We start from the raw sequence: 11,036 nt of genomic DNA, 5'->3' as shown, positions 1-11,036 counted from the left end.
GCGAGCTTGCTCGCGAAGAACCTGAGAGCACCGCGGGGTGCCAGGTTTCCAGCGTTATCGTTGACGACCATCGCGAGCGAGCTCGCTCCTACAGGGGGCCAGCGGCGGCGGATTGGCTTTAACAGGCTGTTCATTACAGCAAAGACCCGGCAAGCTCGGTCCAGGCCCAAGTCATGGAAAGTGAGGGAGGATCCGATGGTTCAGCTGTGCTCTATCGAACAGGCAGTCGATGACGTCTTGGCACGGTTGCCGACGCATATCCACATGGGCCTGCCCCTGGGCCTGGGCAAACCCAACCACTTCGTCAACGCGCTGTATCAACGAATCGCACAGTTGCCCGAGCGACGGCTGACGATTTACACCGCGTTGTGTCTGGGGCGCCCGCCATTGGGCGATGGCTTGCAAAAGCGCTTCCTCGAACCCTTTATCGAACGGGTTTTCGGCAATTATCCAGAGCTGGAATTTCTCGCCGATCTGCGTCGCGACCAGATGCCGGGCAACATTCACATCCAGCAGTTCTTCATGCAGCCCGGCAGTCTGCTCAACAGTGCCACGGCGCAACAGGATTACGTCAGCAGCAACTACAGCCATGCGGCCCGGGACATCAACGCCGCCGGGTTGAACCTGGTGGCGCAACTGGTGGCCAGCCATGCCGAACATCCCGATCGCTTGAGCCTGAGCTGCAACCCGGACATCACCCTTGATCTGTTGCCGATGATCGCCAAGCGCCGCGCCGCCGGAGAAACCATTCTGATGGTCGGCCAGGTGCACAACGATCTGCCTTACATGCCCGGCGATGCGGAACTCGGTATCGACACCTTTGACCTGCTGATCGACCAGAAGGACAACACCACGCTGTTTTCCACGCCGAACATGCCGGTGGGGTTTCAGGACCATTTCATCGGCTTGCACGCCAGCACCCTGGTGCGCGATGGCGGCACCTTGCAGATCGGCATCGGTTCCATGGGCGATGCGCTGACGGCGGCACTGCTGGCGCGACAAGCCGACAACGACGCTTACAGGGCGTTGCTGGCCGAGGTGAACCTCAGCCAGTGGGCGCAACTGATCGAGCGCGAAGGCGGCATCGAACCGTTCGCCAAAGGCTTGTATGGCTGCAGTGAAATGTTCGTCAACGGCTTACTGGTATTGGCGGATGCCGGGATCGTGCGGCGCAAGGTTTACCCGGACGTGGCGACCCAACTGCAGGCGAATGCCGGCACCCTGGATGAGGCTGCGCAAACCGATGGCATTTCTGTGCATGGCGGTTTCTTTCTCGGCCCGCGCACCTACTACGAACGCTTGCGCAAATTGCCACAAAACAAGCGGTTCGAATTCAACATGACCCGCATCAGCTACATCAACGAGCTCTACGGCCAGGAAGAACTCAAACGCTTGCAGCGCCTGGATGCGCGGTTCATCAACACCGCGTTCACCGTGACCTTGCTCGGTGCCGCGGTGGCGGATCAGCTCGAAGATGGACGTGTGCTCAGCGGCGTAGGCGGGCAATACAACTTCGTGGTTCAGGGCCATGCACTGCAAGGCGCGCGCTCGGTGTTGCTGCTGCGCAGCTGGCGCGAGTCTGGTGGCGACGTCAGTTCGAACATCGTCTGGGAGTATGGTCACTGCACCATTCCCCGGCATTTGCGCGACATCGTGGTCACCGAATACGGCATCGCCGATCTTCGCGGCAAAACCGATGCGGCAGTGATCGAGGCCTTGCTCAACATCAGCGACTCGCGTTTTCAGCCGGGATTGATTGAGCAGGCGCAGAAAGTCGGCAAATTGCCCAAGGACTTCCGTCTCGATCCGCGCTTTGCCGACAACAGTCCGCAGCGCTTGCAGGAGATTCAGGCGCGGCATCCGCAGCTGTTTCCGGAGTATCCGCTGGGTTGTGACTTCACCGAGGTCGAGCGGGATGTGTTGCGGGCGCTGAACTGGCTCAAGAGCAAGTTCAAGCTGAGTGAGGTACTGGAGTTGGGCAAGGCAGCACTGGATGCGCCGCAGGCTTCGGAGTTTCCAGAGCATCTGGAGCGTATGCAACTGACCGATCCGGAAGGCCTGAAAGAAGACCTGTTTCAGCGGTTGCTGCTGACCGCCCTCAAGGCCACCGATCCCTTGTAGGAGCTGGCTTGCCAGCGAAGGCAGTGTGACAAACAACATGGATGTTGGATGTTATGGCCTATTCGCTGGCAAGCCAGCTCCTACAGGGATTTGCGGCGTTGTCGAGTCACGTAGACAACGCGGCAGATCGCGGGGGGTTATTCGATGAACGTCACGACGCCACCGGCCAGCGACTTCACGCGAGCCAGCGACTCAACCCGATAACCCTGCGAGTCCAGCTCCGCACGACCACCCTGGAACGACTTCTCGATCACGATGCCCAGGCCCGCCACGGTGGCGCCGGCCTGTTTGATGATCGAAATCAGTGCCTGGGACGCCTTACCGTTGGCCAGGAAGTCATCGATGATCAGCACGCGGTCACTGCTGGTCAGGTGGCGCGGGGAGATGGCCACGGTGCTTTCAGTCTGCTTGGTGAACGAGTACACGGTCGCCGACAGCAGGTTTTCGGTCAGGGTCAGGGACTGGTGCTTGCGGGCGAAAATCACCGGCACGCCGAGGTTCAGGCCGGTCATGATCGCCGGGGCGATGCCCGAGGCTTCGATGGTGACGATCTTGGTGATGCCCGAATCCTTGAACAGCGTGGCGAATTCGTCGCCGATCAGCTTCATCAGGGCCGGGTCGATCTGGTGGTTCAGAAAGGCGTCGACCTTCAGGACCTGATCGGAAAGCACGATGCCTTGTTCGCGAATTTTCTGGTGCAGTGCTTCCATGAAGCTTTCCTCTACTGGCACGGTATGCGCCTAGCTTGTCAAAAAGTGTTCGATTAAAAAGTGGTCAATTCTAGCGCTTTAACATCGCGCGTATATCCGCCAATGCGTTGTTGCCGCGCACGGCTTTGACTTCGGTTGGTGTGTCGTCGTTACCTTCCCAGGCCAGATCGTCCGGCGGCAACTCATCGAGGAAGCGGCTTGGTGCGCAATCGATGATCTCGCCGTACTGCTTGCGCTTGGCGGCGAAGGTGAAGGCCAGTGTCTGGCGCGCGCGGGTAATGCCCACGTAGGCCAGGCGACGTTCCTCTTCGATGGTGTCGGCTTCGATGCTGGAGCGGTGCGGGAGGATTTCCTCTTCCATGCCCATGATGAACACGTAGGGGAATTCCAGGCCCTTCGACGCATGCAGGGTCATCATCTGCACGCCTTCGGCGCCGTCCTCCTCTTCCTGCTGACGCTCCAGCATGTCGCGCAGGACGAGTTTGCCGATGGCGTCCTCGACGGTCATTTCGCCGTCTTCGTCTTTTTCCAGGGTGTTCTTCAGCGCCTCGATCAGGAACCAGACGTTACCCATGCGGTAGTCGGCGGCCTTGTCGCTGGAGCTGTTGGTGCGCAGCCAGTTCTCGTAGTCGATGTCCATGACCATGCTGCGCAGGGCCGAGATCGGGTCTTCGCCGGCGCACTGCTCGCGCACCCTGTCCATGAAGCGCTTGAAGCGCGACAGGCGATCGGTGAAGCGTGAGTCCAGATGCTCGCCCAGGCCTATCTCGTCGGTGGCGGCGTACATCGAGACCTTGCGCTCGGTGGCGTAGTTGCCCAGCTTCTCCAGCGTGGTCGAACCGATCTCCCGGCGCGGCACGTTGATCACCCGCAGGAAGGCGTTGTCGTCGTCCGGGTTCACGATCAGGCGGAAGTAGGCCATCAGGTCCTTCACTTCCTGACGTCCGAAAAAGCTGTTGCCGCCGGACAAGCGATACGGCACCTGGTGATGCTGCAACTTCAGTTCGATCAGCTTGGCCTGATAGTTGCCGCGATAGAGGATCGCGAAATCGCTGTATGGCCGGTCGGTGCGCAAGTGCAGGCTGAGAATTTCCATGGCCACGCGCTCGGCTTCGGCGTCTTCGTTGCGGCAGCGAATTACGCGGATCTCGTCGCCGTGGCCCATTTCACTCCACAGCTGCTTTTCGAATTCGTGCGGGTTGTTCGAGATCAGCACGTTGGCGCAACGCAGGATGCGGCTGGTGGAGCGGTAGTTCTGCTCCAGCATCACCACTTTCAGGGACGGGTAGTCGTCCTTGAGCAGCATCAGGTTTTCCGGCCGCGCGCCGCGCCAGGCGTAGATCGACTGGTCGTCGTCGCCTACCACAGTGAACTGGTTGCGTTTGCCGATGAGCATTTTCACCAGCAGGTACTGGCTGGCGTTGGTGTCCTGGTATTCGTCGACCAGCAGGTAGCGCACCTTGTTCTGCCACTTTTCCAGGATGTCGGCGTGCTCTTCGAACAGCTTAACCGGCAGCAGGATCAGGTCGTCGAAGTCCACCGCATTGAACGCCTTGAGCGTGCGTTGATAGTGGGTGTAGACGATGGCAGCGGTCTGTTCCTTGGGGTTGCGCGCGTTTTCCAGGGCCTGGGCCGGCAGGATCAGGTCGTTTTTCCAGGCACCGATCATGTTCTTGATCTCGTCGACGCCGTCGTCGCCCGAGTATTCCTTCTGCATGATGTCGGTCATCAGGGCCTTGACGTCGGTCTCGTCGAAGATCGAGAAGCCCGGTTTGTAGCCCAGCCGCACGTGCTCCTTGCGGATGATGTTCAGGCCCAGGTTGTGGAACGTGCAGACTGTCAGCCCGCGACCTTCACCGGCACGCAACAGGGTGCCGACCCGTTCCTTCATCTCGCGGGCGGCCTTGTTGGTAAAGGTCATGGCGACGATGTACTGGGCGCGGATGCCGCAGTTCTGGATCAGGTGCGCGATTTTGCGCGTGATCACGCTGGTCTTGCCGGAGCCAGCGCCGGCGAGCACCAAAAGAGGGCCGCCGACGTAGCTCACGGCTTCTTGCTGCCGGGGATTGAGTCGGGACATAGGTAAATTCAGGAGTCAGTCACAAAATGGGCCGGCATTTTAACAGGCTCAGCGAATTGTGCTGCTCTGTCCGACTTGTGACGTACCACGCTATCTGTAATTGCCGGTTTTGTTACTTTCACGCAGGATGCGCAACGAATTTGCGGCTAATGTTCGTAATTCCAGATACAAAGGGCTCGTTTGGATAACTCATGTCGTTGTCATTGGTTATCGGAACGGCATAATGCCCGTCGCCTACATCTTTGCAGAGTCTAGGGAGCTAGCTTGTCTACGCCTGTCGAACCCTTGCGTTTGCTGCTACTGGCCGAAGAGCCAGCGTGGGCAGCGTTGTTGCGCGAGTGTCTGGCTCCTATGGGGAGCTCGGCCGTGCTCATCAGCGCGCCGAGTTGGGAGTCGGTCAGCAGCCTGTTCGATGACAACCGCAGCGCGGTGTTATTGACCATCCCGCAACTTCAACCGGCGCCGGGCCGTTGCAGCCTGCCGACGGTGTTGCTGCTCGACCATGAGCCGCTGATCCCGCCCGACGGTGTGAGTGACTGGCTGGTGCGCGATCATCTCGATCCCGGCATGTTGCGCCGCTGCCTGCGCCATGTGCGCGAACGTGGCGTCCTGGAAAACACCCTGCAACGCCTGGCCGAGCAAGATCCGCTGACCGGCATCGCCAACCGCCAGGGCTTCCAGACGCTGCTGACAGCGCGGCTGGCCGAAAGCGACGGTCGTGGCCTGGCCCTCGGTCATCTCGATCTCGACAATTTTCGTTACGCCAATGACGCCCTCGGCCATCAGGCCGGTGACCGCCTGATCCTGCAAGTGGTGTCGCGGCTCAAGAGCCAGCTCGAGGCCGGCGATCAACTGGCACGCCTGGGCAGCGATGAATTCGCTCTACTGATCGACACCCGTCGCGCTCCCCAGCGTGCCGAGTGGATGGCCGAGCGCATCAGCGAAGTGCTGGCCGAGCCTTACTGGATCGATGGCGAAAGCCTGCTGATCGGTTCCAGCCTGGGCATTGCCCACGCCCGTGCCCAGGCCGGTGCGGACCCGCTGATGTGGCATGCACACATCGCCATGCAGCAGGCCAAAAGCACCCAGGGCTGCACCTTTCACATTTTCAACGAACGCATCAACCGCAATGCCCGCAGCATCGCCGACCTCGAAACCGAGCTGCGCCGGGCGCTGCGCCGCGATGAGCTGGAATTGCATTACCAGCCACGCCTGAACCTTGAGGACGGGCAAATCGTCGGCCTCGAAGCCCTGGTGCGCTGGCGCCATGCCGAACGCGGTTTGTTGCCGCCGAGCGAGTTCGTGCCGCTGGCTGAGCAAAGCGGTCTGATCGTGCCACTTGGCTACTGGGTGATTTCCCGGGCCTTGCGCGATATGCAGGCGCTGCTGGAGCTGGGTTTGCCGCCGTTGCACATGGCGATCAACCTGTCGTTCCGACAGTTCCAGGACAGCCAGTTGTTGTCGACCCTGAGTCGCCTGATTGCCGAGCGCGGCGTCGAGGCGCAGTGGCTGGAGTTCGAGCTGACCGAAACCGCCGTGATGCGCCGCAGCGATCTGGTCAAGCAGACCATGGACGCCCTCGGGCGCCTCGGTGTGCGCTTCTCCCTCGACGACTTCGGTACCGGGTTTTCTTCCTTCGTGCACCTCAACAGCCTGCCGATCACCTTGCTGAAGATCGACAAGAGCTTTGTCGGTGGCATGGAACAGCGTGAGGAAAACCGCAAACTGGTGCACGCGATGATCAATCTGGCGCACAACCTCAACCTTGAGGTGGTCGCCGAAGGTGTGGAGACACCGGAGCAATTGAAGCTGCTGCGCGGGTTTGCCTGTGATCAGGTGCAGGGATATCTGATCAGCAAGCCATTGCCGCTGGCCGAGCTGGTGGACTATTTGACGTTTGGCTCCAGTCAGCAGGCGGCGCTGGAAATCGTGAGCTGAGGTTGCCACGCAACCCTGTAGGAGCGAGCTTGCTCGCGATAAACCTGAGAACGCCGCGGGGCATCTGCCAACCAGCGTTATCGTTGACGACCATCGCGAGCGAGCTCGCTCCTACAGGGGATCTCAGTCTGGCTGAGCGACCTCGAAGCGCCGCTCTGACGTCGTGTCACGCTTGATCATCCGCTTCATTTTCCATTCAAATCCCAGCGTCAGGCTCACCGCCGCACATGCCAGGCCCAGCGCCAGGCCCCACCAGACGCCCGTTGGCCCCCAATGCAAGTGGAACGCCATCCACCACGCGGCCGGAGCGCCAATCAACCAATAGCAACCCAGGCCGACGAGGAACGTGGTCTTGGCATCCTTGAGCCCGCGAATGCAGCCCATGGCAATGGTTTGCGTGCCGTCGAACAGCTCGAACCACGCCGCCACCGCCAGCAGGCTCACAGCGAGGTTGATGACATCGCGAAACGCCGGGTCGTTGTGGTCGAGGAACAGGCCGACCAACTGGTTTGGCAGCAGCCAGAAAACCATGGCGAAACACAGCATCGCCGCCGCCCCGAAGGCAATGCCAACCCGCCCGGCCAGCCGCGCATCCAGCAGTTGCCCGGCGCCGTAGTGCTGGCCGATGCGCATGGTGATGGCATAGGAAATACCCGCCGGGACCATGAACGCCACCGAAACGATTTGCAGGGCGATCTGGTGTGCACCCAGCTGAGTGCTGCCCATGGTGCCCATGCACAGCGCGGCGAAGGCAAACAGCCCGACTTCCACCGCGTAGGTGCCGCCAATCGGCAGGCCCAGACGCCACAGTTCCTTCAGGTACTGCCGGTTCAGGCGCGACAGGCCCTGACGCAGCGGATAGGCCTCATAAGCCGGATGCCGACGAATGTGCCATGCCAGCGCAAGCGCCATGAGGTTGGCGACAATCGCCGTGACCAGCCCGATGCCCATCAGCCCCGGTTTCGGCAGGCCGAACATCCCGGTGATCAGTGCATAGTTGAGCAGGAAGTTGGCCACGGTTCCGCCCAGGCTGATGATCATCACTGGCGTAGCACGGCCAATGGCGCTGGTGAAGCCGCGCAGGGCCATGAAGCTCAGGTAGCCGGGCAGGGCGAACGGCAGGAAGATCAAAAACTGCCCGGCCATCTGCACGTTGCTTTCGGTCTGGCCGAACAGCAGCAGCACCGGTTTGAGGTTCCACAGCAGCAACCCGGCGACCAGCGCCATCAGCCATGCCAGCCATAACCCGGCTTGGGTCAGCCGGGTGGCCCCGATAATATCGCCGGCACCCTGACGGATCGCCACCAGTGTGCCGACTGCCGCGATCACGCCGATGCAGAAAATCGACACGAACGAATAGGTCGCCGCGCCGAGCCCGCCACCGGCCAGTGCCTCGGGACTCAGGCGCGCCATCATCAGGGTGTCGGTGAGGACCATCAGCATGTGCGCCAACTGCGAGGCAATCAGCGGCCCTGCCAGCCGCAGGATGGCCCGGAGTTCAGTACGTGCTGGATGCTGCATGGTCATCACGCTCGATTATCAAAGGAAACAGGAAAGCGTCGATTCTCGGCGCTCTGCGGGGATTGCACAAAGGGATAAAAAGGATGGGTAGCATGAGTCAGACTCATGCTGGTGAGTTTCTGGTACGGTAGCCGGATTACGCTATAGGAGCTTTCCTCATGTCTCGTCGTCTTCCTCCCTTATATGCCTTGCGCGCATTTGAAGCGGCGGCGCGGCATAGCTCGTTTACCCGCGCCGCCGAAGAGCTGTCGATCACTCAGAGCGCCGTCAGTCGACACATCCGCACGCTCGAAGAGCATTTTGCCTGTCGGTTGTTTCACCGCAGCGGGCGCAACTTGCAACTCACTGAGTCGGCGCGGTTGATCCTGCCGGGCATTCGTGACGGTTTCACCGCGCTTGAGCGCGCCTGCAATACCTTGCGCGCCGAAGACGACATCCTGCGCATGAAAGCCCCGTCGACCCTGACCATGCGTTGGTTGCTGGCGCGCCTCAGTCGCTTCCGTCATCTGCAGCCGGGCAACGAAGTGCAATTGACCAGCGCGTGGATGGACGTCGATTCCGTGGACTTCAATCAGGAGCCGTTCGATTGCGCCGTGATCCTCGGCAACGGGCATTTTCCTCCGGACTGGGAGGCCACTTTGTTGTTTCCGGAAGAGCTGATTCCCGTGGGCGCGCCGAATCTTCTGAACGATCAGCCGTGGGATGTCGCGCGTCTGGCCAGCACCGAACTGCTGCACCCAACGCCCGATCGTCGTGACTGGCGCAGTTGGCTGGAGCGCATGGGCCTGACCGATCAGGTCTCGCTCAAGGGCGGCCAGGTGTTCGACACACTGGAATTGGGCATGATCGCTGCCGCCCGAGGCTACGGTGTGTCCATGGGTGATTTGTTGATGGTGGCAGAGGATGTGGCGCAGGGGCGATTGAGTTTGCCGTGGCCGACGGCGGTCGCCAGCGGTGAGAATTATTACCTGGTCTGGCCGAAAACCCGCCCCGGAGGTGAGCGTTTGCGCCGCCTCAGCGATTTTCTTTTGGGTGAGGTTCGGGCGATGGATTTACCGGCGGTGGAGCACCTGAGTTGAATCGATAGAGCTCAAGCTATACCCCGGTCAATGGTTCAGGTTTGCAGATTTTCCGCCGAAAATCTGCAAACGGAACCTTCGTGCCGACTCGATGGGGTTACCTCGGTTCAGGATCTATCCCTGGCTAGTCGCACTTGGCATTGCTGGACACTTCCTTGCTCGCCTGTTTCAACTGGTTACTCAACTCAGCCGCATTGGTGCTGTTGTACACCCGACCTCCGGTGTTTTCAGCGATGCAGCGTGACGGGCCGCCAGCACCGATTTTCACCACGTTGACCCGCAGGCGCGGTTGTTCCCTGGCGATTCGACGGGATACCGCGCAAACGTCCTGCCCGCAACCGTCTTCACCGTCGACGAACATCACGATCACTGCATCGTTATTGCGCCCGTCGACCGTGCTCGCCGCGTGGGCCAGGCTGTCGGCCAGCGGTGTGCCGTCGTCGGGAACCAGACCTCGAATCCCGTTGATCAGGCGTGGGCGGTCGCCGAACTTGAACACACCCTGGTCCGGTGTTCTTTCGCAGCCGGCGAAGGTGATCAGGCGTGTGTCGATCTTTGGGTCCAGCCCGTTGATCATGCCGGCCAGCGAGTCCTTGGCGACGTCCATGCGGCTGGGTTTGGCGGTGAGCCGCATGGTGCGGTTCGGGTCCAGGAGCTTGTTGAGGTCACTACCGAAGAACCAGTCCTCGTCGGCTTTCACTGACTTGATGTTCAAATCCATCGAACCCGAGGTGTCGAGCACCACCACGAATTGCGGGACCTCCGCGTTCGGCGCATTTTTACGGCAGGCGAAGTTGTCCAGCGTCGGGGCTGGTGGCGGGGCCGCCACTACCGGTTTTGGTGGTGGAACCGGTTTGGGTGGCGGGGTCGGCTTGGGTTCCGGTGCCGGTGCCGGTGCCGGTTTTGGTGGCGGGACTGGCTTGGGTTCCGGTACCGGTTCTGGCGCGGGCTCCGGTACTGGAGCAGGTTTCGGTTCCGGTTTCACGACTGGCTCGGGGACAGGCTCAACCGGTTTTTCAACCGGCGTCACCACCGGTGCAACAGGCGCTACAGGCGGAACCACGACAACCGGCTCACGGTGCAGGAACCACCAGAGCCACAGTGCCAGAAGCAGCAACAGCAGCGCGAGCAAAGCCGCCGCGATCCACCAGCCACGACGCGATGGCGGCACCACCGGCACCACCGGCGGCACGATCGGTTTGGGCGGGCGCTGGTTCCAGCGCACCACCAATGGCTCACCGTTGAGGCTGTAGAGTTTGTCCAGCTCAGGCGTGCCGAGCAGGCTGCGCAGGTCATCCGCTTCCGTCGGTTGACCGCGTTTTTGCAGTTCATCCGCCAGCTGTCCGAGGGACGTCTGACGCACTTCATAGGTTTCCAGCAAACGTCGTTGCGCGTCCTCGTTGAGGTCGGCATAGGGCGTGGGTTGGCCACCCAGTTCGGTCCACCATTCCAGCACGTCGCCGCTGCCCATCCGCGGGATGGCAAACAGACTGGCGACGGTCGGCGGAAAGTGTTTCTGGATGAGGGCGACTTTGGCTTGCAGCGCACTCATCCCCTCCGATGTGGCTTTTTTTTTTTTTTTTTTTT

Annotated in this window: 7 protein-coding genes; 3 read left to right on the top strand and 4 right to left on the bottom strand. The window is 61.0% G+C overall.

Translation table 11 applies throughout. The features are described from left to right. The first annotated feature begins 195 nt into the window (after positions 1-195). On the top strand, positions 196-2,121 hold the full coding sequence (locus PMI31_RS25115; protein WP_008022091.1) for an acetyl-CoA hydrolase/transferase C-terminal domain-containing protein: 1,926 nt from the start codon (positions 196-198) through the stop codon (positions 2,119-2,121). Between the two features lie 137 nt (positions 2,122-2,258). Here PMI31_RS25115 and PMI31_RS25110 read toward each other — a convergent pair whose 3' ends face one another. Both PMI31_RS25110 and rep read right to left on the bottom strand, forming a co-directional pair. Further along, the gene (locus tag PMI31_RS25110; RefSeq protein WP_008022089.1) at positions 2,259-2,831 is read right to left on the bottom strand and encodes a xanthine phosphoribosyltransferase; all 573 of its coding nucleotides are present in this window, start codon (positions 2,829-2,831) and stop codon (positions 2,259-2,261) included. A gap of 70 nt (positions 2,832-2,901) precedes the next feature. Further along, entirely contained in the window at positions 2,902-4,911 is a 2,010-nt protein-coding gene (gene rep / locus PMI31_RS25105) for a DNA helicase Rep (protein ID WP_008022087.1), read from the bottom strand. Positions 4,912-5,175: 264 nt separating this feature from the next. On the opposite strand from rep, the gene PMI31_RS25100 reads away from it, so the two are divergent. Continuing rightward, positions 5,176-6,849 carry a putative bifunctional diguanylate cyclase/phosphodiesterase gene (locus PMI31_RS25100; RefSeq protein ID WP_008022085.1) on the top strand — a complete coding sequence of 558 codons (1,674 nt, stop codon included), beginning with the start codon at positions 5,176-5,178 and terminating at the stop codon, positions 6,847-6,849. Positions 6,850-6,972: 123 nt separating this feature from the next. Here PMI31_RS25100 and PMI31_RS25095 read toward each other — a convergent pair whose 3' ends face one another. After that, on the bottom strand, positions 6,973-8,370 hold the full coding sequence (locus tag PMI31_RS25095; protein WP_008022083.1) for a NorM family multidrug efflux MATE transporter: 1,398 nt from the start codon (positions 8,368-8,370) through the stop codon (positions 6,973-6,975). A 158-nt stretch (positions 8,371-8,528) separates the two neighbouring features. On the opposite strand from PMI31_RS25095, the gene PMI31_RS25090 reads away from it, so the two are divergent. Continuing rightward, positions 8,529-9,449 carry a LysR substrate-binding domain-containing protein gene (locus PMI31_RS25090; RefSeq protein WP_008022081.1) on the top strand — a complete coding sequence of 307 codons (921 nt, stop codon included), beginning with the start codon at positions 8,529-8,531 and terminating at the stop codon, positions 9,447-9,449. 124 nt (positions 9,450-9,573) lie between these two features. Here PMI31_RS25090 and PMI31_RS25085 read toward each other — a convergent pair. Further along, the coding region (locus tag PMI31_RS25085) for a vWA domain-containing protein (RefSeq protein ID WP_008022080.1) at positions 9,574-11,036 on the bottom strand (1,463 nt) is incomplete at its 5' end.

It is taken from the genome of Pseudomonas sp. GM55 (assembly GCF_000282395.1).
GTDB classification, from domain to species: domain Bacteria; phylum Pseudomonadota; class Gammaproteobacteria; order Pseudomonadales; family Pseudomonadaceae; genus Aquipseudomonas; species Aquipseudomonas fluorescens_CC.
Note: the sequence above shows the minus strand (reverse complement) of the source record. Positions and strands in the feature narration are given on the sequence as shown.

Coding starts and splice junctions, on each gene's coding strand:
- PMI31_RS25095 (WP_008022083.1), bottom strand. CDS start 8,370: ATGCAGCATCCAGCACGTACTGAACTCCGGGCCATCCTGCGGCTGGCA.
- PMI31_RS25110 (WP_008022089.1), bottom strand. CDS start 2,831: ATGGAAGCACTGCACCAGAAAATTCGCGAACAAGGCATCGTGCTTTCC.
- PMI31_RS25090 (WP_008022081.1), top strand. CDS start 8,529: ATGTCTCGTCGTCTTCCTCCCTTATATGCCTTGCGCGCATTTGAAGCG.
- rep (WP_008022087.1), bottom strand. CDS start 4,911: ATGTCCCGACTCAATCCCCGGCAGCAAGAAGCCGTGAGCTACGTCGGC.
- PMI31_RS25115 (WP_008022091.1), top strand. CDS start 196: ATGGTTCAGCTGTGCTCTATCGAACAGGCAGTCGATGACGTCTTGGCA.